This window comes from Streptomyces sp. NPDC048734 (assembly GCF_043198675.1).
Taxonomy (GTDB): domain Bacteria; phylum Actinomycetota; class Actinomycetes; order Streptomycetales; family Streptomycetaceae; genus Streptomyces.
The window spans coordinates 1-24,826 of sequence record NZ_JBICUZ010000022.1 but is presented as its reverse complement, the minus strand read 5'-3'; the positions used below and the strand labels follow the sequence as shown (position 1 = coordinate 24,826).

Sequence of the window (24,826 nt, the reverse complement as noted above, 5' to 3'; positions counted from 1 at the left end):
TTGACCGCCGACCGCCGACTGCCGACTGCCGACTGCCGAGCGGGAAAGGTAACAGCCGGACGTGTACCGAGAGTTCGTCACCCCTGATGACGACGAGGTCTACCAGACCATCGGCGAATGGCCCGATGCGGACGAGAGCGGCGCGCGGGTTCTCACCCTGCGAAATGATTCCGGTCAGTCCCTCGTCCTCTCCTACGACGCGCCTGCGAGGTCGGTGAGGATTCGCTGGGTGGACGACCGGGGAATCGAGGTGCTGGACGTCTTCCGCGAGAGCGCGACGCGCCTTTCCTTCACTTCAGGACGATCGAACCGCAACATTTCCATCGATTTCGACATGGGTGAGTGCACGGGGACCATGGAGATCCAGGTGACGCCCCACCTGTCGATACGCGATCGCCTCCTGTTCTCGTAGAAAGCGCAAGAAGATTCCGTGGTCACCGAAGCAGAACACCGAGAGTCACGGGAGCTGAGGAAGGTGCTGGACACGGACGCCGCCTTCACCTCGTCCTGGCTGCGGGGGAAGTCGGTGACCCCGGTGCCCGTAGGCGCGCGGATCGACCCGGCGCTGGCCCGTCGCATCACGGCCGGCACCCGTGCCGTCGGGGCCTCGCACCTCCTCGCGACGAACCTCACCGAGACTCCCCGTGTGACATCCCGGCTACCCGTTGACGCGGACTGGACGGGCCTCCGTCCGCCCTGCCTGCTGCGCACCCCTGACGCGCAAGGAGCCGTCCTGTTTCCGGAAGACGGCTACGCGCTGATCGCAGGAACCGCCGCTTTCATGGACTCGGCCGTCAGTGAAGGCACTGACACCGCACGCGCACGCTTCGGTCGTTATGCGCGCAGCCTCCAGGACTGCCGCCCCTCACTGGTGTTCGTGGCCGCCGCTCACTGACCTGGCCATAAGGCCTGGTCACACGCCGATGACGTCGACCGGGCGAGCGCGGCGGCACGCCAACTGGCATTGCTGGACGCATTCAGCGACGGGACTTGCGGCGCACCGGACTTCGCGCACGGCTGGTGGGAGGCCCGGCGCACTTCCCAGGCAAAGGGGGAACGGGTCCAGGGAACCCTCGGCGATCTCTTCAACAAGGTGTTCATGATCCTCGAGGACTACTCGGTCGACCCCGACCTCACAGAACCAGGTGATCTCGACGACGCCGGACTCCCGACCGCCGTGAGCGGGGCGCTGGAGGTACAGGGCCTGGCCCGCGTTCTCAGCCGCTCAACTGCCCTTCTTTGACTGCCGAGACGAAAGTGGCCCAGTCGGCGGCCGGGAACACGAGCACCGGGCCGTGCGGGACCTTGCTGTCCCGTATCGGGACGGCGACGGCGGCGAAGTCGTGGGAGACCTCGACGCATGCGCCACCGTCCGAGTTGCTGTAAGAGCTCTTGCGCCATGTCACTACGCCAAGGTCGATGAACCGCAAGGTACTTCCTCCAACATGCGCAGGATGAACTTCCGCGACTCGGCTCGGGTCAGCGCCAGGTCACGGACTGCATCGTAAGCGGCTTGCAGCTTCTCGACCGATGCATCGTCCTCGATCAGGTCACCCCGGTGCGCGTTCTCCGTGTAAGCCACCGTGCGCTGCTGCGGCAGACGCAGAAACCACACGTCGGTGCTGTCGAGACCGTAAGGGCCGGCGCTGAAGGGCAGCACCTGGACAGCGATGTTCCGACGCTCCGCCACCTCGGCAAGGTGCTCCAACTGTCCGCGCCACTCGGAGGTGTCCACCAACGCCGTCCGCAGGACCGCCTCGGAGAGGATCGTCCGGAACCGGGGTGCATCCTCCCCCTCCAGCACCTCCCGCCGTCCCATCCGCGCTTCGACCTGCTGCTCCAGCTCCTTGCCCTTGAGGCCGCCCGCCGCCAGCACCTCCCGTGCGTACCCTGGTGTCTGCAACAGCCCCGGCAGCACGCTCACCGCGAAGTGCCACAGGCTCACCGCCTTCGCCTCCAGCGCCATGTAGCGCCGGTACCGCTCGCGGAACTGCGTGTGGTCCCCGGCCGCCAACTCCCAGAGTGCGAGCAGCAGTCCCGGCGTGCCGTAGTGCGTATCGAGGGCCTGGACGACCTCCGGGCTGCCCAGTGTCTCGCCCTTCTCCATCTTGCCGAACAACGACCAGTCCCAGCCGAGGCGTTCGCCGAGCGCCCGCAGGCTCGTCCCGCTCCCGGCCCGTAGCGTCCGCAGCTCCTCGGCGAACCGCTGACGGGGTTCCTGGCTGCGGCCGGTGATGACGCGTCGCTGCGACATACCGCTCCCTCCGGGACGTTCGTGTGACCGATGTGGAACCTGTGGAACCGGCCCCGTGTGGCGGAGAAGCACCACCCCGTCCACACCTCGGCCGCCCGCGCCCGGCCGCATCCTCGTAACGACCGGACTACGCAGCGTAATTCAGCCGGCGCGGTCAGGTCATGGAATCAGCGGAACCGCACCCCGTACGGACACCGACACCCACGAGGACCCTCATGGACCAGACCCGCCCGGCTCCCCACGACTCCCCCACCCCCAGGACCGCCGAGGCCCTTGAAGCCCGCGACGCGCTCGCCGCCGCCCTCTCCCAGGCCGGCATCCAGCTTCCCGCGATGGACATCCGTACGCCGTGGGCGGACGACCGCAGGGCCGAGGCGCAGTACGCGCTCGTCCACCTCGGGGTGTGCTCGGCCCCCGTCGCCCTGATGCTCGCGGACGTGATCACGAAGGGGATCGGCAGGTGACGGACGGCGCCGACGGGCTCCCGGCCGTCGGCGAGGCCGTCCGCGACACCGTCCGTGACCGCGTGGGACGCGTGACGGGTCACGAGGGTCCGTACGTCCGGGTCCGCCCGCTCGGCGGTGGCCGTGAGTGGGACGCCGACCCCGGCCGGCTGCGTACGCTCACGCAGGACGAACTGCTGAGCGCCCTCGTCGCCGAGGTGAACGCCCGGAGCAGGCACCCCGGCGGATGACGGCACGGCGGATGACGGCACGGCCCGGCACCGGGGGCGAGGAGCCGCCCGGTGCCGGGCCTTCCGTGCGCTGTTCGACCGCTTGCCGTGACCTCCGCCGCGGTCAGGCGAACGGGATGGTCAGGACGGAACCCGTGCCCACCTGGAGGGTGGACGGGGTGTTGCCCAGGGCGCTCCAGACCTCGACGCGGACGGTTCCGCCGTCGAGGTCGCCCAGGGTGCCCGTGGCGGAGTGCAGGCCCTGCCGGGCCGAGGAGTACGTCTCCCAGCCGGGGACCGGGTCGGTGGCGAAGTAGCGGAACGTCTCGACGCGCTCGAACGTGCCGTCGCCGGTCAGGTCGTACGACACCCGGGCCTGCTGGGCGTTGCCGACGGAGGTGCCGGCGTCGACCTTGAGGTCGAAGGCCGTGGCGACACCCGACTTCAGGGCACCCTTCACGTTCTCGACCTCGTAGACGACCGGGTTCTTCGGGGTGCCGTCGTTGTTCGTGCCGCCCGCCGACCGGATGGTGTCGGAGGACGCCGCCGTGGCCGCCGTGGTGCTGAGCCGGCCGTCCGGCTGGGGGTAGAAGGTGTCGCCCGTGACGTACGGAGGGGGTGCGTCACCGGTGGTGGTGACGGTCACCGTGCCACTGGCCGGGCCGATCTGGCCCGCGGTGTCGCGGGCCTTCACGCTGTAGGTGTACGCGGTGCCGGGGGTCAGCCCGGTGTCGGTGTACGTGGTTCCGGTGACGGTGGCGGCCTTGGTGGCGCCGCGGAAGACGTCGTAGTTCCTGACGCCCTTGTCGTCCTGGGCGGCGGCCCAGGTCAGGGTGACCGCGTTGTCGGTGACATTGCTCGCGACGGGGGTGCCGGGCGCGGTGGGCTTGTCGTCGGCCGGCGGAGTGGTGCCGCCGCCGGCTCCGCAGAGCTTGTCGAGCGGGGTGTCGTCGCCCGTTCCGGACGCGGTGGACCTCGCCGGGACGTTGAGGACGCCGCCGTCGGAGAACTTCACCGAGCACGCCTCGGTGCCGTAGTTGTGCGCGGCGTAGGTCTTGGTGCCGTTCTTGTCGAAGACCACGGCGGAGGGCGTGTTGGCGGTGACGGTCATGTCGGGTGCGCCGATGGCGTTCATCGTGGCGACCCAGTGGTAGGTGTGGGCCTTGGTCTCGCCCTCCTCGGGGACGTAGCCGCCGTTCCCCTGGTTCCAGAGCGCCATCGCCTTGGCCGGATCGGCCAGCGCCTGCACCTCCCAGAAGACGTCCCGCCACTCGACGGCCGGGCCGCCGTTCTCCCTCTCCATCTCGGCGACGCTGCGGCGGAGCATGTCCTTCTCGCGCGCCAGGTGCAGGGAACCGCCGGTCACGGGGAGGAAGTTGATGCCGTGGATCTCCTCGGGGTTGGCGGTCCACCAGGTGGCGTAGGCGCCGCCGCTGCTCCAGACCATGCCGACGACGTCGTGGGTGAAGTCCTCGGGGAAGACCTGCTGGTCGGCGTCGAACCAGTACTGCGCGATCGACTCCGACTCGGTCATCATCATGTAGACGCCCTGGTCGCGCAGCGCCTTGTCGCCGGTGGCCGAGCCCCACATGATCAGCGCGGCACTGAGGTTGATCGACTCCGAGGACGACTCCTGGTTGTTGCCGGCGGCGAACGCCTCGTGGCCGGCGGCCCAGCTGTGTCCGGCGTAGACGTCGAAGCCGCGCAGGAAGGGGTACTCGGGGTCGTCCCTGGCCGGGTTGGCGGCGTCCTTGACGAGTTCCTCCACCATGCCGCCCCACTCGGAGTCGGCGGCCCACCGCGGGTCGTACTGCGCCACCACGGCCGCGGCCATCACGTAGTACGAGTAGTGGAAGTGGTGGTCGTTCAGTTCCAGGTCGCTGCCGTACGAGGCCGGGTAGCCGATGAGGGTGCGCCAGTCCTTGTCGTAGGAGAACTCGGAGGGGCCGCCGACGGTGAACCACTCCTGCATGCGTGCCTTGATCAGGGCGAGGAGCTTGTCGCGGGCGGCGGTGTCGCCGATCTGGTCGGCGATCGGCACGAGTTGGGCCAGTTTGCCGAGGGCCTTGCCGGTCCAGTAGGTGTCTGTCGCGCCGCTGAACGGATCACCCTGCGTCAGCACGTCGTTGATGTACGTCTTGAGCTTGGCCCTGTCGACGCCGGCGGCGCCGGGCAGCCCCGGCAGGACGCCGTTGACGTCCTGGACCGTCGTGAAGGACGTGCCCTCGCGGACCTTCATCGCACCGCGCGAGGAGACATAGGTGTGGTCGGTCAACTGGTCGGTGGTGTGCATCCACTGGTGGCGGTAGAGCGCCTGGAAGGTGCCGGTCTCGTCGCCCTCCTTCGCCTCGGTGGTCAGCGAGTAGGTCGCCTTGACCTTGCCGTCGCCCTCCAGGTACTCCCAGCTGGTCGTGGAGCCGGTGACGAAGCTGAAGGCGTACTCGGTGTAGTCGGCGAGGGCCGCCTTGCTGGGCAGGACCGCGAGGGAGAAGTAGTCCTTGCTGCCGAGGCCGGCGCGGATGTCGTTGCCGGAGACGGTCCAGTCGCTGCCGCTCGGGGCGAACAGGGCGTAGTCGTGGCCGGCGATGGTGACGCCGAGGACGTTGCCCCGGTCGGCGAAGACGGTGGGCGGGGCGGCCGCGGTGATCTGCGCCGCGCCGCCGGTGCCCTCGGCGTACACGTACGGCGAGCCGTGGCCGATGGTGGCCCGCAGGGTGCGCGCGCCGTCCTTCCAGTAGGGGGTGACGGTCCAGTCGCTCCATCCGTCCGCCTTGGCGTCCGGGGAGTTGAGGCCCGCGAGGCCGAGGGTCAGGTCGGCCTTGTGCGGGAACTCGTACTGGCGGCCGTCGCCCACGATCTGGTGGGTGGTCGGGTAGCCGACCTCCAGGCCGCCGGAGACCGCCTTGTAGGTGAGGGGGTGGCCGTACATGTTCTCGGACCACGGGTTGCCCGCGAAGCGCTGGAAGACCAGCGAGGACCACCAGTCGTTGGTCGGGACGGGCTTGGCCGCCATGGCCGGCGTGACCTTCGGCGTGACCGCCTGACCGCTGCTGTTGGACGGCCCTTGCCTGCCTGGCGGTCGTACGTCGCTGTAACTGCCTCTGCCCACGTCGATGGTGGCGGCGGAGGCGACACCGGCACCGGCGATCGCGGACAGGCCCGAGGCCGCCACGGCGGCCACCGACAGTAAGGCGAGGTGTTTGCGGAATTTCATGGTCCACCTTTCTGAGAGCGCTCTCAGGACGGCGTCAACGTAGGACCCTGACGGTGAACGGTCAATACTTCGCACACGTACGATCGGGCGTCCGGGCCGCGCCCGCCGGACGGCCGTGGCACGACGGCCCGGCCTCCGCCCTGCCTCCGGGCGGGCGTCCGCCGTCGCCACGGCCGACCGCCCGCCCGGTGGCCGTGCGGGCCGGCCGGCGCCCGTGCGGGCCGGCCGGCGACCGTGCGGGCCGGCCGGACGGGCCCCGCGGGTCAGGTCGCCGCACCGTCCCGCTGGATGCTGTCGCCGCGGTTGTTCACGGAGATGGAGGTGCCGATGCGCCGGAAGTCGTTCATCACGCCCAGCATGCCCTTGTCCGGCGGCAGGAGGGCCAGTACCTCGGGGTCGTCCTTCAGCAGGTCCTGGAGCGTCTTCTTGTAGGCGTTGTAGACCCTCGCCGTGTAACCGGGTTCCGTGGCCGCGCTGAGCCGGTGGTCGTTGGTGACGGCGATGGAGGCGAGGTCCATGAGGTAGCAGTCGAACAGGTCGGTGACGTCCTTGGGCTTCGCGTTCTCCTCCCCGTTGCGGGCGTCCCGCGCGAGCGTCCTGGCCATCTCCAGGACGATCTCGCGGTAGACGCGGTGCCGGGTGCTGCTCTGGTAGGCGGCCATGATGTGGTCGGCCTGGCCGGCGCCCGCCGTGCTCATGGTGCGCGGCGGGTTCACGCCCTCCAGTCCCGGCACCGGCAGGGGGAAGTCCTCGAACATCGCCTCCTCGTCCGGGAGGCCCGCGTTCTGGGAGGCCAGAGGGTGCAGGCCGATCTCGTGGGCCAGCATGCCCATCACGTAGCCGATGTCGTACTTCTCGAAGTAGTAGCTCGCCAGGTTGATGTCGACGCCGAGCGCGTCGGCCGGATCGACGGCGGCCAGTGCGGCCAGGGTGGTCCGGGCGGCGTCGATCGCGTCGGCGTCGGCCGCGTCGATCGCGCGGGCCAGGGCGGCCCGGGCGGCGTCGAGGCGTGCCGCGTCGCGGTCGATCACGTCGGCGGGCGTTTCCGTGGTGCGCACGTGCAGGGTGATGCGGACCGGACGGCCACCGACGTACTCGCGGACGGTGTCGTGCCCGCGCAGCAGCTCGATGATGCGGACCGCCCTGTCGCGGTACCTCTCGTTCGTGTGCTTGAGGTTGGTGAACTCGAAGTTCCCGGACTTGAAGGGGACGGGCATCCGGGGCGCCACGTCGCCGGCCACCGCGCCACCGGCGTGCGCGTCGGCGTCCGCACCGGGCCCGGGGTCGAGGCCCGGTTCGGTCCGTCCCCCGGCCGGGGCGGGCAGGGAGACGGGGTCCACCCAGACCGCCTCGCGCGTGTCGGGGACGGCGGCGCTGCGGGCCTCCTCCCAGCTCCGGTCCGCTTCGTCGCCGTCGTGCCGCGGTGCCGGGGTTACGTCTCCGATCAGCGCGCCGAGCAGGGCGAGGTGCCGGTCGCGCAGGCCTGCGGGGTCGAGGGAGGAGTCCTCCGGGTCCGTGTCCAGGTCGCCGAGCAGGCTGCCGAGGATGTGTGGGCGGTGCGGGGAGTCGGCGTCCCGGTACTCGTCACGCAGACCGAGCTGGTGGGTCAGCTCGTGCACCAACTGGACGGGGGCGGCGTCGGTCCACCAGGTGGTCTGGTCCATCGCCCGGTCCCGGCCCATCAGGTCCACCGTCAGGTGCGGGGAGTCGTCGGCGTCGACGTGCTCCACCGTCACGTGCAGGCGGTCACCGTTCGGCAGACGGTGGCCCGCGGCGTTCAGGAATTCCTCGACACCCGCGCTGAGCTGCCCGAAGACGTGGGCGCTCCGGTCTTCCGCACCACGCGTCGCGACCCGCACCGTGAGATCGGTGACCGTCTCGTCCCGGTGGGAGAACCGCCGGACGTCGAAACTCGACCGCACCACGAACCGGGGACGGCTGTCACGGTGACCGTTCGTCCTCGAACCGGGAACCGACGCGCCGTGGGGGGCGGGGTCCGGGGCGGTCTGGGGGAGGCGGGGGCGGGCTTCGTAGGCCGGGGCGGGCCGTTGGATGCTGTCGCCGGCATTGTCGGCCGCGATGTTGGCGCCGAGTCGCGTGAAGTTCCCCGCGACGCCGAACACACTCTTGTCGGGGGGCAGGAGTGCCTGAAGCGCGGGAGTGTCCGCCAGCTGCTCGCGCAGCAGCTCCTTGTAGGCGTTGTAGACCTTGACCGTGTTGAAGGGCTCCAGGACGGCTCGTGCCCGGTGGTCGTTGGTCACCGCGATCGTCGCCACGTCCATCAGATACGTGTCGAACAGGTCCGTGACGTCCCTCGCGACCGCGCCCTCCTGACGGTTGGCGGTCTGCTGCTCCAGCACCCGCGCCATCTCCACCACCACGTCACGGTAGATCCGGTGCCGCACGCGATCCGGCGAAGCCGCCATGACGTGGTCCGCCTGACCCGCCCCCACCGTGTTCATCACACGCGCCGGCAGCCCCGGCACCCGCTGCGCCACCCCCCTGTTGGCGGCCTCGTCGCTGACCAGACCCTCTTGCGCCGAGGCCAGCGGGTGCAGACCGATCTCGTGCGCCAGCATCCCCAACACGTAACCGACGTCGTACTTCTCGAAGTAGTAGCTCGCCAGATTGATCTCGACCCCGCGCATCTGCGCCGCGGGCCGGTCCGCCAGAGCATCCACCAGCTCCGCCTGGGCGGCAGCGGCCGCCTCCGCATCACCCGAGTCGGCCGCGGCCTCCAGAGCACGCATCGCGGCATCCTGACGAGCCACGTCCAGGTCGATCACATCCGCCGGAGTCTCCGTGGTCCGCACGTGCAACGTGATCCGCACCGGACGATCACGGACGTAGTCCCTGATCACGGCATGACTGCTCAACGCCTGAATGACACGAATCGCCTTGCTCAGGTACGCCTCATTGTCAAAGTTCAGGTTGGTGAACGTGAAATTGCCCGACCCGAACGGGAGCAGACCCTGCCCCTGCACCATCCGAGCGGGAACACCGACACCGGTGGTGCCGTCGGAGTCGTCAGCCGACCCGGGCAGGGACACCGGGTCCACCCAGACCGCCTCGCGCGTGTCGGGGACGGCCGCGCCCCGCGCCTCCGCGAAGCTGAGACCGGCCTCCTCGGGTGCCGGGGCCACGTCCCCGATCAGCGCACCGAGCAGGGCCAGGTGCCGGTCGCGCAGACCGGCCGTGACCAGGGAGGAGTCCTCCGGGTCCGCCTCCAGGTCGCCCAGCAGGCTGCCGAGGATGTGCGGGCGGTGCGGGGAATCGGCGTCCCGGTACTCGTCACGCAGACCCAGCTGGTGCGTCAGCTCGTGCACCAACTGCACCGGATCCGCGTCCACCCACCAGGTGTTCTGATCCATCGCCCGGTCCCGGCCCACCAGGTCCACCGTCAGATGCGGCGAGTCACCGGCATCCACCGGCTCCACCGTCACGTGCAGACGGTCACCGTTGGGCAGACGGTAACCGCGGTCGTTCAGGAACTCGGCCACGCCCGCACTGAGCTGTCCGAAGACGTACGCGCTCTGCCCTTCGGCGCCCCGCATCGCCACCCGCACGGTCAGGTCGGTGACCGGGTCACCGTCGTGCGTGAACCGGCGGGCGTCGAAGCCGGACCGCACCACGAACCGGGGACGACCGTCGAGCGAGCCGTTCAACTGCGCAGTGTTGGAACGATGTTGCCGGTCATCCGCCTCGGACTGCTGAGCAGTGGTCTGCGGGAGGCGGGGACGCGCTTCGCCGGCCGGGGCGGGCCGCTGGATGCTGTCGCCCCGGTTGTTGGTCCCCACACTCGCCGTGAGCTGGGCGAAGTCGCCCAGCACACCCCACCGGCTCTTGTCGGCCGGCAACAGGGCACGCAGGCGGCCGTCCTGCGGCAGATGCGCGTCCAGCAGGGCCTTGTAGGCGTTGTAGGACCTTGCCGTGTAACCCGGATCCGTGACCGCCCGTCCCCGGTGGTCGTTCGTCACCGCGATCGACGCCAGGTCCATCAGATACGTGTCGAACAGATCCGTCACGTCCTTGGACTTGGCACCCGGCACGCCCACCCGCGCACGCCGCTCCAGCGCACCCGCCATCTCCACCACAACGTCCCGGTAGAGGGCATGACGGATCGACTGCGGCAACGCCGCCATGATGTGGTCGGCCTGCCCCGACCCCACCGTGTTCATGAAACGCGGCGTCTTCAACGACTCCAGACCCGGCACCTGGAACGGCATCCCCGCGAACAGATCCTCCTCCTCCGCGATACGACTGTTCCGCGAGGCCAGAGGATGCAGACCGATCTCATGTGCCAGCATGCCCATGACGTAACCGGTGTCGTACTTCTCGAAGTAGTAGCTCGCCAGATTGATGTCGACGCCGTCCTCGCCACGGTCGATCACGTCCGCCGGCGCCTCCGTCACCCGCAGACGCAACGTGACACGCACCGGACGGTCACCGATATAACTCTTGATCGTGGCGTGCTCGTCAAGCAGCTCCACGATCCGGACCGCCCTGTCCATGTACCGGTCCGTCTGGTTGAGGTTCGTGAACTCGAAGTTCCCCAACTTGAACGGCCGCGGGGCGGGCACCGCATCCGAATCCTGCGGCATGCGAGCGGGGACCTCGGTGATCGTCGTGTCGTCCCCGGTCCGGGGCAGGGACACCGGGTCCACCCAGACCGCCTCGCGCGTGTCGGGGACGGCCGCGCCCCGCGCCTCCGCGAAGCTGAGACCGACCTCCTCCGGCGCCGGGGCCACGTCCCCGATCAGCGCACCGAGCAGGGCCAGGTGCCGGTCGCGCAGACCGGCCGTGACCAGGGAGGAGTCCTCCGGGTCCGCCTCCAGGTCGCCCAGCAGGCTGCCGAGGATGTGCGGGCGGTGCGGGGAATCGGCGTCCCGGTACTCGTCACGCAGACCCAGCTGGTGGGTCAGCTCGTGCACCAACTGCACCGGATCCGCGTCCACCCACCACGACACCTGGTCCATCGCCACATCACGGTCCACCAGGTCCACCGTCAGATGCGGCGAGTCACCGGCATCCACCGGCTCCACCGTCACGTGCAGACGGTCACCGTTGGGCAGACGGTAACCGCGGTCGTTCAGGAACTCGGCCACGCCCGCACTGAGCTGCTCGCGTACGCGTGCCTGCTGATCCTCCGTGCCGCGCAGCGCGACGCGCACCGTGAGATCGGTGACGGGATCACCGGCGTGCGTGAACCGACGGGCGTCGAAGCCGGAGCGCACCACGAACCGGGGACGGCTGTCACGGGTTCCGTGCGGACGTGCCGGGAGGGACGGATCGTGGGGCGAGGGGTCCGGGTCGGCCTGCCGCAGGCGGGGCCGGGCTTCGGCCGGGCCACTGGCGGGCTCCGGCGCGACGGTCTGGATGCTGTCGCCCTTGTTGGTGAAGGTGAAGCTGGCGCCGAGACCGAGGAAGCCGCCCGTCACCTTCCACCAGACCTTCTCCGGCGGCACGAGGCTCCGGAGCGGGCTGTCCTGCGCCAACTGGGCGATGAGCCGCGTCCGGTAGGCGTTGTAGACCTTCGCCGTGTTGCGGGGCTCCCAAGCCGCGTCCTTGCGACGGTCGTTGGTGACGGCGATCGTGGCCAGGTCCATGAGGTAGGTGTCGAACAGATCGGTCACGTCCGTGGCCCTGGCGCCCTCCTCCCCGTTTCCTGCTTCCTCGGCCAGGACACGGCCCATCTCCAGGACGATGTCGCGGTAGATGCGGTGCCGGGTGCTGCTCGGGTAGGCGGCCATGATGTGGTCGGCCTGGCCGGCGCCCTCCGTGCTCATGGTGCGCGGCGGGCTCGACTCCTCCAGCCCCGGCACGGTCAGCGGGAAGTTCGCGAACATCGCCTCCTCGTCGGGGATGCTCCGGTCCCGCGAGGCCAGAGGGTGCAGGCCGATCTCGTGGGCCAGCATGCCCATCACGTAGCCGATGTCGTACTTCTCGAAGTAGTAGCTCGCCAGATTGATGTCGACGCCGTCCGCACCGCGGTCGATCACGTCGGCGGGCGTTTCCGTGGTGCGCACGTGCAGGGTGATGCGGACCGGACGGCCACCGACGTACTCGCGGACGGTGTCGTGCCTGCGCAGCGTCTCGATGATGCGGATCGCCTTGTCGCGGTACTTCTCGTTCGTGTGCTTGAGGTTGGTGAACTCGAAGTTCCCTGAGGTGAAGGGCACATGGGTCGGCGCCGCCGCCTCGCCGGGAGGCCGGCTCGCGTCCTGCGGCACGCGTGCGGGGACGCCGATGGGCGTCATGCTGTCGGCGGGCGTCGTGTCGTCGGCAGGTTGGGGCAGGGACACCGGGTCCACCCAGACCGCCTCGCGCGTGTCGGGGACAGCCGCGCTGCGGGCCTCCTCCCAGCTCCGGCCGGTCTCCTCGGGTGCCGGGGTCACGTCCCCGATCAGCGCGCCGAGCAGCGCGAGGTGCCGGTCGCGCAGACCGGCCGTGACCAGGGAGGAGTCCTCCGGGTCCGCCTCCAGGTCGCCCAGCAGGCTGCCGAGGATGTGCGGGCGGTGCGGGGAATCGGCGTCCCGGTACTCGTCACGCAGACCCAGCTGGTGCGTCAGCTCGTGCACCAACTGCACCGGATCCGCGTCCACCCACCAGGTGTTCTGATCCATCGCCCGGTCCCGGCCCACCAGGTCCACCGTCAGATGCGGCGAGTCACCGGCATCCACCGGCTCCACCGTCACGTGCAGACGGTCACCGTTCGGCAGACGGTAGGCCGGATCGTTCAGGAACTCCTCCACACCCAAACCCAGTTGTTCGCGTACGCGTGCGCTCTGATCCTCCGTGCCCCGCAGCGCGACCCGCACGGTGAGGTCGGTGACGGGATCACCGTCGTGCGTGAACCGGCGGGCGTCGAAGCCCGACCGCACCACGAACCGGGGACGGCTGTCGCGCGAGCCGTTCAACTGCGCAGTGCTGGAACGGCTTTGCCGGTCATCCGCCTCGGACTGCTGAGCAGTGGTCTGCGGGAGGCGGGGGCGGGCCTCACCCGTCGTCGGGGGCCGCTGGATGCTGTCGCCCCGGTTGTTGGTCCCCACACTCGCCGTGAGCTGGCCGAAGTCGCCCAGCACACCCCACCGGCTCTTGTCGGCCGGCAGCAGGGCACGCAGACGGCCGTCCTGCGGCAGATGCGCGTCCAGCAGGGCCTTGTAGGCGTTGTAGACCCTCGCCGTGTAACCCGGATCCGTGACCGCCCGGCCCCGGTGGTCGTTGGTCACCGCGATCGACGCCAGGTCCATGAGGTAGGTGTCGAACAGGTCCGTGACGTCCTTGGCCTTGGCACCCGGCACGCCCACCCGGGCACGCCGCTCCAGCACCCGCGCCATCTCCACCACCGCGTCCCGGTAAAGGGCATGACGGATCGACTGCGGCAACGCCGCCATGATGTGGTCCGCCTGACCCGAACCGATCGTGTTCATGAAACGCGGCGTCTTCAACGACTCCAGACCCGGCACCTGGAACGGCATCCCCGCGAACAGATCCTCCTCCTCCGCGATACGACTGTTCCGCGAAGCCATCGGATGCAGAGCGATCTCATGCGCCAGCATGCCCATGACGTAACCGGTGTCGTACTTCTCGAAGTAGTAGCTCGCCAGATTGATGTCGACACCGTCGGCACCCCGGTCGATCACGTCCGCCGGCGCCTCCGTCACCCGCAGACGCAACGTGACACGCACCGGACGGTCACCGATGTAGTTCCTGATCGTGGCGTGCTCGTCGAGCAACTCCACGATCCGGACCGCCCTGTCCATGTACCGGTCCGTCTGGTTGAGGTTCGTGAACTCGAAGTTCCCCAACTTGAACGACCGCGGGGCGGGCACCGGCGGCGTCGGAGCCGCATCCGGGTTCGTGGGAGTGTCCGATCCCTCGCCGGCGCCGGAGAGTGTGCTCAGTTCGTGTGCTTCCTCCTCCTCGGCCGGCAACTCCGGCGAGGGGTCGGCGCTCTGGGACACGGGGGACGGGGGCAGCGGGATCTCGGCCGCATCCTGGTGGGACGGCAGGGACCGCAGGGGCGGCGAGGGTGGCAGCGGCGCGAAGGTCTGGGCGGCGGGCGGGACTGACGGGTCGGTGTCGGCGGGCGTCGTGCCGGCCGTCGTCGTGCCGGCCGTCGTCGTGTCGGCGGGCGGTGAATCGATGGCCGCCGCGTCCATGGGCGCTACGGTCACCGCTGCCGTATTCGCGGCAGGCACGTCCTCCGTCGTCGCGTCCGTGGCAGGCGCATCCCCCGCCGTCGCATCGACGGGCGCCGCATCCATCGCCGGCGCATCCACCCCCGTCACATCCGCAGGCATACCGTCCACGGGCGGCGTATCCAACGGCGTCACATCCGCCGTCGTCGCGCCCACGGGCGTCTCGTCCACCACCGGCACATCGACCGCCGGCACATCCACCACCGGCACGTCCACCACCGGCGCATCGACCGCCGTCGCGTCCACGGGCGGCGTGGTCTGTGTACCGGGTGTGCTCGATGTGCTCGATGTGCCCGGCGTTTCCGGTCGGCTCGGTTCGGGGGCCGGGGTGCGGAGGGTCAGGGGGACGACGTCGCCGCCGCGGCGGCGGAGGCGGATGTGCGGGCCGTTGTCGCCGGCCGGGCCGGGGTAGGTGTGGGCGGTGCCGTTCTCCTCGATCAGGGTGACGGTGGTGCCGGTCGCGGCGGCGGCCCACTCGGCCACCGCGCGGTCGGCCTCGGGGCCCCAGGGGGCCTCGGTGAGGTGGCGGCGCAGGTGGTCGTCGCGGGCGTCCGGGCCGGGCTCGGGTGCGCCGGGGCCGGCGTTCATGGGCGGGGGCCGGAACAGGGAGCCCCGCTCGGCCGGGCTGCCGGGGAGGCCGTGCAGGCTCATCAGCCGGTCGGGCGACGCGGCGGCGAGGTTGCGCAGCCGTGCCACCTCGGGGCCGCGCGGTCCGGGCCGCTCGGCGGCGTCGCGCAGGGCCGTGGCGAGCGCGCCGAAGAAGCCGTTGCCACGACCGGTGGGCGTGCCCTGGGTGTAGGTGGCGCCGTCGGGCGCGGTGAGGACGCCGTCGCGGGCCAGGCGGTAGCGCGGACCGCTGCTGTCGGCGGGCAGCATCCAGGGCGGGGTGGTGTGGCTGCGGTGTGCCGGCGGCTGCTGCGTCGCGGGCGTGCCGTCGGTGGCCGGCGCCGTCGACGTGCCGGGACCGGCCTCGGTCGCCGGCGCCGGCAGCGCGGTGGTGACCGGGGCCGGGGTGCCGGGCGGGAGGGCGGCGTAGAAGAAGCCGTCGGCGGCGAACAGGACGGGATCGCCGACCGGGTCGACGGCGGCCGGGTCGGTGCCGTGCGGGAGGAAGACCTGCTCGCGGCCTTCGCCGGTCACCACGGTGAGCGGGGTGCCCAGGACCCGGGCGGCGAGGGCGGGCAGCAGGTCGGCGCCGCCGTGGTCGCCGGCCCGGCGCGCGGGCGGGGCCGGTTCGGCGTCCGGGAGCTCCTGTGTGCCGTCCTGGCGCGGTTCGGCCGCGAACGGGCGGGACAGGGCGGTGGTGGCCAGCGCGATCCGCTGGGCGGGGGTCGGCCAGAAGGTCAGCGGGAGACGGCCGAAGGCGTCGAACTCGGCCTGCTGCGCCGGGGTGAACGTCACTTCGGCGGCGTCGAGTTCGGTCTGGGTGAAGGTGTCGGCGACGTCCAGGGCGAGGGCTTCGAGCAGGTCCTCGTTGCCGTCTTCGCCCAGCGCCGAGGCGAGCCGGACGCGGGCGGCGTCGATGGCGCCGGCGGTGACCGCCGGATCGCCGGGGGTTCGGGTGAACTGTTCGGCGAGGTCGGTGCCGAGCAGGTGGGACAGCCGGCCCCGGGCCTCGGCGACGGCGATCAGCGCGTGGAAGAACGAGGCGCCGTCGTGCGGCACGGCGTGCGCCTCGCGCACCGTCGCGCCGTCCGGGGAGATCAGGGTGCGCGGGGCGGAGCCGGTGCTCTCGGTGATCGTGTACGGCTCCGGCGCCTCGGAACGCCATCCCGGCTCGGTGTACTCCTGCGGCCGGTCCGGTACCGGGACGGAGAGGGAACCCTGGTGGTGGGCGGTGAGGCGGGAGGCGGCGAGGTGCAGCCGGTGGTGGTCCGCGGCGGCGGCGTCGGTGCGCTGCCGCCACCGGCGGACCTCCTCGCGGGCGGCCTGCCAGGCGACGACGGCCGGCGACTCGGCCATCTCCCGCGGCAGGACGGTCGACAGGTCCGAGTGGCCGTCGCCGAGCGCGGCCTGCTGCCCGGCGCTCAGGTCGAGCCAGGCCTCGCGGGCCCGGGCCCGGGCGTCGTAGTAGCGCTGCTCGGCCGTGGCGAGGTCGCCGACCGCCTTGGCCTGGGCGTCCCAGGCCTTGCCGACCTCGTCGGGGAAGGTGGTGTCGTCGAGGAGGCCGTAGTCACGGGCGATGTCCTCGCGCAGCCAGACCAGGACGGTGGTCTCGGCCTCGGCGGCGCGCGGACCGCGCCTGGCCTTGCCGAGCGCGTGCAGGGGACGGCTGTCGGTGAGCCGGTGGTCCACCTCGGCCACCGACAGCCAGCTCACCGGCAGCGCGAACAGCATGCTGCGGTCGGTGCCGACCTTGAGGTGGGTGCCGAGGGTGGTGTCCGCGGCGGCCTTGGTCACGGTGCCGTCGGCCGCGCCGCCGATCGGGATCGTGAGGCCGGGGTTGACGACGCCCGCTCTGCCGGTGCTCGCCAGCGGGGCGGTGCCCACGGCGCCCTCGACGGTGTCGATGGTGCCGGACTCCAGCGCGTCGGAGGTCTTCGTGCGCTGCATGGCCTCCATGCGCGGCTTGTTCTCCACGGCGAGCAGCCGGGCGCCGCGGCGGTGCATCTTCGCGTAGAGGCGGGAGTCGGCGGTGTGGAACTGGCCGAGGAGGCGGGCGGAGGCCTGCACGGGCAGCGGTGAGCCGTTCGCGCTCAGCGCGTCGCGGAAGGCCGCGGCCAGGCCGGTCTGGGTGGTGGCCTCCTGCTGGGCCTGGGCGGGGATGGTGCCGAGGACGGTGAGCGGGGTCCGGCGGGCCTTGCGCACGGCCTCGGTGAGCCGGTCGCCGGTGTACCGGGTGCCGAGGTCCTTGTCCCCGACGCCGTCGGCGCGGGCGGTGGCGAGGGTCAGGGCGTCGTGCACGTTGGCGGCGCCGCGGATGTCCACGGCGAGGATGCCGGAGCCGATCAGGTCGTCGAAGGGCAGGACGTCCGAGGCGTCGGCGCGGCCGGAGGGGCCGCCGGAGGGGCCGCCGGAGGGGCCGCCGGAGGCGGAGGCACGCCAGTCGGCGATACGTTCCGGAAGGGACTGGTCTTTCGTCAGCAGCCTCACCGCGCGCTCCGGTTCGCTCACGTCGCCCTCGGTGAGGGCACCGTCGGCGCCGTCGCCGTCCGGGGTGAGCAGACTGGTCGGGACGATCTCCCTGAGGCTGCCGACGTCGGCCGTGGCGCGGGGTGCGAGCGGGTCGCCGGCCGCGTCCGTCATGGTCACGGTCAGGGTGTAGGAGGTCACGATCTCGACGTGCGTCTGGGCGGTGATCATGTTCGGCATCGCGGTGCGGCCGACGGTCTCGGTCCGGGTGCTCGACTCCTGCTTGGCCGCGGTGCCCTGCAGGGAGGGGTTGGCCAGGAGGACGCCGCTCTCCGTCGTGCGCTGGCCGACGCCCGCCGTCGCGTCGACGCCGCGGTCCCGGGAGGCGGAGTCGGCGTCGTCGCGGGCGACGCTGCGGTAGTCCTCCAGCTCGAAGCCGGTGCGCAGCCGCTCCACGGTGGTGGTGACCGGGGTCAGCTCGAACCGGACCTGTGCGGGACTGCCGCCGACCGGCAGGTGGGTCGGGCTGGTCCAGGTGCGGTGGCGCACCGGCAGGGTCATCCCGTCGGTGGTGAGTTCGTGCAGGTTGGCCCGGAGGAAGTCCGGGGAGAGCCGCTGGAGGACCTGCTCGCGGTCGTGCGAGGACACCCCGATCTCCTCGAGCTGCCGCATCAGCGGGGGCGCCGCCATACCGGCGTCGAGCCGGCCGCTGGGATGGCCCGGGAAGTGGCGGCCCTTCAGGAAGGGGGGCACCCGGTAGCCGCCGCCGAGGTTGTCAGGGGTGGTGGTGGCGATGCCGTCGGGGGCGAGTCCGGCCTCGATGGCGTCCTGCATCGGCAGGTGGAACATCACCGCGTCACGGATGCGCTGGACCGCGGCGGCGGCCCGGCGCGGGGCGAGTCCGGAGGCCAGGCGGCCGGAGAGCCGGCCGGCCGCGGAGCTGATCCGGGCCGCCGCGCGGGTACCCGCCATGCCCATCGCGGCCGTCCAGCGGTCGCGGACCGCGACAGTCTCGACGGCGTCGGCGACCACCAGGTACGCCCGCCCGGCGAACGTGAGGGTGGTGTTGCGTCCGGGGGTGAGGGCCTTCGCGGTGCTGCGTCCCGTGCCCCAGGAGTACTGGAGGCCGGCGGCGTACGAGCCGATCATCGCCCGGGTGCCGTCGGCCCGCTGGAACGGCATGTAGGTGCCCTGGACGCCGACGCTGGTGCGCGAGGCGGTGCTCTCCGTGCCGGCGATGCGGTGCTCGTTGCCGACGGTGGCCTCGAAGCTGGACGACTTCGGGTCGCTCTTGACGCGCAGGTTCTGCAGTTCGCCGCGGATCGCGGCCTTCAGGTAGTGGGTGCGGAACGGTCCGGCCCCGTTGAGCCCGGTGATGCGGGAACCGAACGGGCCGAGGTACTGGCCGAGTTGCCCGGCGATGCCGAGGTTCGTCATCGCCCGGCGCAGGGCGGTGCGCACCGGGGCGCCGGGTGCGCTGACGTGCCAGGTCTCGCCCGCGGCCTCGTCGGCGGTGTCCTGTACGAGCTGCTGGCGCTGCTGTCCGCCCTCGACGCTGAGGACGACATGCGGGGCGCTCAGCAGCCTCTCGGTGAGCCGCTGGTCGGCCGAGTCCCGCGCGGGCAGCGGGCTCGTGCCGTCGAGGAGTCCGTCGGCCTCGGCGGCGGAGGGCCGCGGTCCGGGCGTCGACGTGGTGGTCGCGGGCGCCGGTGCCGTCACCCCGGCCGCGGGGTCCGTCGGGGGGTGGCGCTCGGAGGCGTGCGCGGCGGGCACCGCCAGCTCCACCCGGCCCACGGTCTCCGTGCCCCGGTCGAACAGCGGGCGTTCCTGCTTCCTGCTGACGAAGTAGCCCGCGCCGAGTACGCCGACCGTCAGGAGCCGGGCCCAGCCGCGCGGACGGAGGTGGCCCTCGAAGGAGGCGCTCAGCTCCACCCGGTAGCTGTAGAGGTCGGCGCCGTCGTGGTAGGTCAGCTGGTCGTGGGTGACCGCGACCGCGGCCCGGGTGGCCTTCTGCTCGGTGTGGGCGTACCGGGCCCCGACGGCCACGTTGCCGGCCCGGCGGGGCACGTCGACCTTGGGCACCTTGTCGTGGTCGCGCAGCATGATGCCCAGTTCGGCGCCGCCGGACAGGGTGCTGGAGGCCTGCTGCCCCTGGCCGGAGACCTCGGTGCCGATCACCGCGTTGCGCAGCGAGCGCTCGTTCAGGGTGGTTTCGAACCGCCGGTCGGTGAGCCGGGCCCGCAGGATCAGGGTGTGGTGACCGCGGCGGACCTTGCCGTCCTCGGTGAGGGTGACGGGTACGCCGGTGGTGGTCAGGTCGTCCAGGCTCTGGGCCAGGGTGGGGCGGTTCAGCGCCTCGCGGACCTGGCGGTCGTTGTGCAGTGCGGTCCGCATCCGCCCGTCGCCGTACCAGAACTTGGCCAGGCGCGGGTGCCGCAGCATGAGCGGCGGGACGAACAGGGACGGGTACGAGCGGTGCAGGGTGTCGATGACGGCGTCCGCGAAGACGCGCATGGGGTCCTGCGGGGCGGCGGGCTGCCCGGACTGGTCCTGCCCGCTCTTTTCGTTCTGCTGGTCCTGCGTCGTGGAGGGCTGCTGGTCCTGCTGACCGGCGTCGCTCTGGTTCTGGCCCTGGCTCTGGCTCTGGTCCGTTGCCGAGGTCTGGCCCTGGCTCTGGCTCTGGTCCGTTGCCGAGGTCTGGCCCTGGTTCTGGCCCTGGTCCGTTGCCGGGGTCTGGCCCTGGCTCTGGCCCTGGTCCGTTGCCGAGGTCTGGCCCTGGTTCTGGCCCTGGTTCTGGCCCTGGTTCGATTCCGGTGACCGGCCCTGCTCCGCCGCCGGGGTCGGGTCCGGGCCCGTTGCCGGGGTCTGGTCCCGGGTGGTGGGTACGAGCGGCTGCGGGCTGTCGGGCAGGAAGCCCTCGGCGCGGACCTGGCCGCTCAGGTGGACCGGGTCCTCCCTGGTGAGGTACCACGGCACCGGAGGCTCGGCGTCCGGGTCGGGGCCCGCCTGTCCGGGGGTCCGGCTGTCCCAGCCCGCGAGCCGGCGGGCGTCCCGGGTGGACATCCAGTCCAGGCTGACGACACGGACCGGGCGGGCCGCGGACGCCGGCTCGCCGGCCTTCCGGACCATCAGGGTGCGCTCCACCCGGTAGAGCGCGACGGGGTGGTTGCGGACGCGGCCGGTCGTCTTGCGGGCCGCGTCCGTGCCGAGGTAGTGGCCCCGCCCGGTGCTGAAGTCGGCGCGGACCATCGGGCCGCCCTGGATGCGTACGTCCGTCTCCGGGCCAACAAAGGTGTGGTTCGGGCCGGCGGTGATCTGGATGCCGAAACGGGTGTCGCGGACGTGGCCGCGCTGGTTCTGGTAGGTGGTCTGGGTCAGGTCCCGGATCTCCGCCTTGACCGACTCGGTCACCAGGGTGGCCCGGTGCGGGATCGACCGCTCGACGATCAGGTGCCCCAGCGGGTGCCTGCCGGTGCCCTGGGTCAGTTCGGGTCCGCTGACCGGCCCGGTGAGCCGCCCGAACAGCGCGAGGAGCCGTGTCGGCCTGACGTACGAGACGAGCGTGCGGTGCGCCGAACTGCCCGGCCGGGCCCCGGAGACGGCGAGCGCCAGGTCCTCCGGAGGGTCGACTAGGTGCAGTCCGGCGATGGTGGTGGCGCGCGGCTCGAGCCCGTCGGGGAAGGTCAGCGTCCGCGGCGCGCGGCGCGGTCCCTTGAAGGCCACGGTGAGGTCGTCGGGCAGCCGCCAGCTCAGCCCGTCCCGCACGGCGAAACGCGCGGTGTGCACCTGGTCGCGCTGCCAGCGGGGGCCCGGCGCGGGAGAACCGGACGGAGCGCCCTGACCGCCGGTCGTCGGCGCCTCCGTGACCCGTTCCACGCGCACCCGGTAGTGGACGTCGTCGAGGTGGAGGTGCGAACCGTCCACGGCGCGGTACTCGTTCTGGTTGTACGCCTGCGTGCCCTGGGTGTAGTCCGTCCTGCGGGTCCAGCCCAGCGAGACGCCGATCTTCACCAGCCAGCTGAGCGGCGGGCCCATGCTGACCGCGGCGGCGATCCGGCGCCCGAAGCCGACACTGCGCCCACCGCCCGTACCGGCCTGGCCGCGGCGCATGGTGTCCAGCTTCACGGTCGCGCCGTCCACGTCGGAGAAGCGCTCCCAGCGGTGGTACGGGACGGCCTCGATCGTCATCTCGTGGCCGACCCCGGCCTTCTCCCGGCCGACGAGGCGCGTGCCGCGCGGGGCGGTGAAGGCGCCGGGCTGGTCGGTCAGCAGGCGCAGCAGCTCCGCCTCGTCGAACTGGTCGCGCAGCTTCTCCGGCAGCTGCCCGAGGATCTGCCGGGCCACCTCCTCGGGCGAGCGCAGGGTGAGGACGCCGGGGCCGGTGAGAAGCCCGGTCGGCGGTGTCCGCCGACTGTCGTCCGTACGGCCCCCGGTGCCGCCGTCGCCGGGGTCGGCACCGGGGGCGCCCGGATCGGCGTCGGGGCTGATCAGTACGGCGGGCAGTCGGCTGCCGTCCTCGAAGGTGACGGTGCGCGGGGCCGGTCCCGGCGGCCTGACGTCCTCTCCGGTCAGCAGGCGTGCCGGGCGGTAACGGTCGAGCTGGGTCTCCAGCGGCACCTGGTCGCCCTTGTCGGGCGTCCCGGTGCCGGGGCCGTCGAGGTCCGTGATCCCGGCCATGCTGCGCAGCCATTCCCCGAGGGGGCCGGAGCCGTCCGTGTCCGCGGTGGTGGCAGGGGTCGTCATGGACGTCGGAGCCGGTTCGGTGGCGATCGGGGCCGTGGACGTCGGGGACGTCGGAGCCGGGGCGGTGGCCGGGGCCGGTTCGGGGGTGAGCGGCGCCGTGGCCGGGACCAGGGCGTCGTAGTGGTCGGTGCCGTTGTAGGCCAGATACAGGGTGCCGTCGGCGCCGCCCGGGTGGAGCTCGTTGACGAGGATGCCGCCCGTCACCGTCGGGTGGGGCCGGACGAGCCGCAGGTCGAGGTCGAGGGTGTGCGCCAGCGCGTACGGGAGCAGATCGCTGAACGGGGAGGTCCACAGCCCGGGATGCTCGGCGGTCGCGGCGAGAAGCCCGCGTCCGCCGAGCCGTCGTGCCTCGGCCGGGCTCGGTGCCACCTCGGCGAGCTGGGGGTAGCCGCTGTCCCGCAGCATCCGCCGCCACTGGTCCACGTCGCCGTCGGTGATGACCGCCTGCGCGATGCCGTTCCACTCGTCGGTGATCCGGGACCGCAGGCCCGGACCCCGCACCCCGGCCAGGGCGCGCATCCGCAGGTCGTCCACCACGGTGAACACCGGATCCTCGAAGAGTCCGTCCACGACGGTGCCCAGCTCGGTCCCGGCGATGCGGTTGCGCAGGAGCCCACGCAGCCCGGCGACGTTCAGCGCGGCCCACGCCGGCGGTACGTCCCGGCTGCGCGCGCTGTCGAGAACGGCCCGGAAGAGGCAGTTCCCCCCGCCCGGGGTGACCAGCTGCCGGAAGGCCCTGCCGTCCGCGTGCACGAGGTCCGCCGGCCCGGACCCCGCACGCTCCTTGCTGAGCAGGGTCATGTCCTCGGCGAGGGTCTCCGGACGGCTCGGTGCGGGCGCCAGGTCGGGCCTGCGGCGGGCGAGTTCGGCGGTGTCCTCGGGGCTGAGGCCCAGCTCGGACAGCGGCAGCGGGGCGGTGGACAGTGACCAGGTGACCTGGGCGGAGGGCGCGTAGGAGAGTCCGCGCACGTCCTCCGGCGAGACCAGGGTGGTCGGCGGGAGCGGGGGCGGCGGCGCGGGCAGCAGGACGTCGAGCGTGGTGCGGGGGCCTGCCGTGGCCCGCAGGTCGGCTGCCGCGCGCAGGAACGCGGTGTACTCCTCGACGGTGGGGTCGGCGTCCTGCCCGGCCGTGGGACCGGCCGCCGCCGGACCGGCGCCGGCTCCGGTCGTCACGGCGCGCCGGTCGACGACCATCCGGCGCAGCAGGTCCGGGGTCATCCGGCCGTCGCCGTAGCGGGCCGCGGTGTCCGGGCTGCGCCAGCGCAGACCGTCCACGAAGGCGAGACCGGCGATCAACTCGTGGTTCTCCGGCCGCTGTTCGGCGTCCGTGCCGAGGGTCTCACGCAGGGTGCGGATCTGCTGGAGGGTACGGGTCCGCGCGAAGCCGTCGGCCGGCTCCGGACCGGAGTGCAGGCCGGCGACGCGCGCCAGCTCGTCCAGGTCGGCGCCGCTGGGCTCGGGGGTGAACAGCCGCCACCGCCCCGGCCCGTCCTCGCCCTCGGTGAGCACCGGCCGGACGTCTCCCTGCCCGTCCCGGGCCGTGCCCACCTCGGTGGTGGGCGCGTGCACCGGGCGGCCGGTGCGGTTGGCCACGTGCTGGGCCACCGGCAGGCCCGCCACCTCCGGCTGCCGCCCGGTCTCACAGGAGAACAGGACCAGGGGCCGGTCCTGGTCGCCGTCCTGCGCCCAGGACTTGAGCACCTCGCCGAGCTGTACGCCGCTGACCTTGACGGTGGGGTGCGCCGCGTCCTCGGTCCCGAGGGTGACGGTACGGGAGGTGCCGTGCGCCACGAAGTAGTCGGCACCCCGCTCGGTGCCGGAGCCGGGCAGCGGGGCGGGCGGTCCGGTGAAGAAGGTACGGCGGACGGGCGGGTCCTCGGTGCCCGTACTCGTCGGGCCCGGGGCGGTGACGGACGCCGGGGAGGCGGGCGGCGTCGTGGAAGCGGCGTCCGGAGCCGCGGACGTGGTCGTCGGTGCCGTGGTCGTCGGTGCCGTGGAGATGGTGCGCACGCCGCGGAAAGTGTCCTGGCCCAGCAGCGTTCGGCGTCCCGCGCTGTGCGCCGTACCGTCCTCGGCCGGGCTCTGCGAGATGGTCAGCGTCTGGACGGCCTGTCCCGGCCGGGGCCGTACCGCGGTGTCCGGCACCCAGCGCCGCAGCTGGGAGACGGGCACGGTGAGGCCGTCCAGCGTGGTGACGGCGGACTCGCGGACCGGGCGCTGCGGGTCGCCGTCGTCGTCGGCCGTGCCCTCGGCGGCGGGCCGCACGATGATCCGCGCGGGCGACGGCGAGGACGCCGTGTCGGAGACGGTCGTGTCGGGGACGGTCGTGTCGGGGACGGTCGTGGGGTCGTCCGGGCTGGTGGGCGGAGGAGGTGGCGGGGTGCCGCCGTCTCCGGGGCCGCGGCCGCCGGGCTCGAGGCCGCGCCCGCCGCCGTGGCCGAGGCCGTGTCCGCTGTCGTGCACGGCGTTCTGCCCGGGGCCCTCCGCGTCACCGGGGCCCTGCACGGCGTTCCGCCCGGAACCGTCCGCGTCACCGGGGACGGAGACGGAGAGGCGATCGCCGGTTCCGTCGCTGTCGTGGTCGTCCGATTCCAGTTGCAGGTCGGTGGCGGACTCGGTCGCTGTGCGGTTCGGGTCGGGGGCCGGGCCGGAGGAGCGGGGGGTGGACT

At 72.2% G+C, this 24,826-nt stretch carries 9 protein-coding genes; 5 read left to right on the top strand and 4 right to left on the bottom strand.

The features are described 5' to 3' along the window. The first annotated feature begins 61 nt into the window (after window positions 1-61). The 3 genes from ACGFQC_RS33695 to ACGFQC_RS33685 all read left to right on the top strand — a co-directional run bounded on the left by ACGFQC_RS33695 (window position 62) and on the right by ACGFQC_RS33685 (window position 1,243). The gene (locus ACGFQC_RS33695; RefSeq protein ID WP_363090353.1) at window positions 62-412 is read left to right on the top strand and encodes a hypothetical protein; all 351 of its coding nucleotides are present in this window, start codon (window positions 62-64) and stop codon (window positions 410-412) included. An 18-nt stretch (window positions 413-430) separates the two neighbouring features. Further along, window positions 431-895: a hypothetical protein gene (locus tag ACGFQC_RS33690; RefSeq protein ID WP_363090352.1), complete on the top strand. Its 465-nt coding sequence runs from the start codon at window positions 431-433 to the stop codon at window positions 893-895. A 69-nt stretch (window positions 896-964) separates the two neighbouring features. After that, window positions 965-1,243 carry a hypothetical protein gene (locus tag ACGFQC_RS33685; RefSeq protein ID WP_363090351.1) on the top strand — a complete coding sequence of 93 codons (279 nt, stop codon included), beginning with the start codon at window positions 965-967 and terminating at the stop codon, window positions 1,241-1,243. Here the strand turns inward: ACGFQC_RS33685 and ACGFQC_RS33680 are convergent. Together ACGFQC_RS33680 and ACGFQC_RS33675 are read right to left on the bottom strand one after the other, a co-directional pair. Further along, the gene (locus tag ACGFQC_RS33680; protein WP_363090350.1) at window positions 1,218-1,430 is read right to left on the bottom strand and encodes a DUF397 domain-containing protein; all 213 of its coding nucleotides are present in this window, start codon (window positions 1,428-1,430) and stop codon (window positions 1,218-1,220) included. The two genes, ACGFQC_RS33685 and ACGFQC_RS33680, sit on opposite strands and share 26 nt — an antisense overlap. Beyond that, entirely contained in the window at window positions 1,406-2,254 is an 849-nt protein-coding gene (locus ACGFQC_RS33675; RefSeq protein WP_363090349.1) for a helix-turn-helix transcriptional regulator, read from the bottom strand. Before ACGFQC_RS33675 ends, ACGFQC_RS33680 begins: the two co-directional genes overlap by 25 nt. 215 nt (window positions 2,255-2,469) lie before the next feature. On the opposite strand from ACGFQC_RS33675, the gene ACGFQC_RS33670 reads away from it, so the two are divergent. After that, entirely contained in the window at window positions 2,470-2,718 is a 249-nt protein-coding gene (locus tag ACGFQC_RS33670; protein ID WP_363090347.1) for a hypothetical protein, read from the top strand. Next, window positions 2,715-2,948, top strand: coding sequence for a hypothetical protein (locus ACGFQC_RS33665; RefSeq protein WP_363090346.1), 234 nt, complete (start codon window positions 2,715-2,717; stop codon window positions 2,946-2,948). The genes ACGFQC_RS33670 and ACGFQC_RS33665 overlap by 4 nt, the downstream gene beginning before the upstream one ends. Window positions 2,949-3,051: 103 nt before the next feature. Here ACGFQC_RS33665 and ACGFQC_RS33660 read toward each other — a convergent pair whose 3' ends face one another. Together ACGFQC_RS33660 and ACGFQC_RS33655 are read right to left on the bottom strand one after the other, a co-directional pair. Then, window positions 3,052-6,141 (bottom strand): glycosyl hydrolase, encoded by a 3,090-nt coding sequence (locus ACGFQC_RS33660; protein WP_363090345.1) that lies wholly within the window; start codon window positions 6,139-6,141, stop codon window positions 3,052-3,054. Between the two features lie 263 nt (window positions 6,142-6,404). Further along, window positions 6,405-24,662 (bottom strand): hypothetical protein, encoded by an 18,258-nt coding sequence (locus ACGFQC_RS33655; RefSeq protein WP_393289083.1) that lies wholly within the window; start codon window positions 24,660-24,662, stop codon window positions 6,405-6,407. Between the last annotated feature and the right edge of the window lie 164 nt (window positions 24,663-24,826).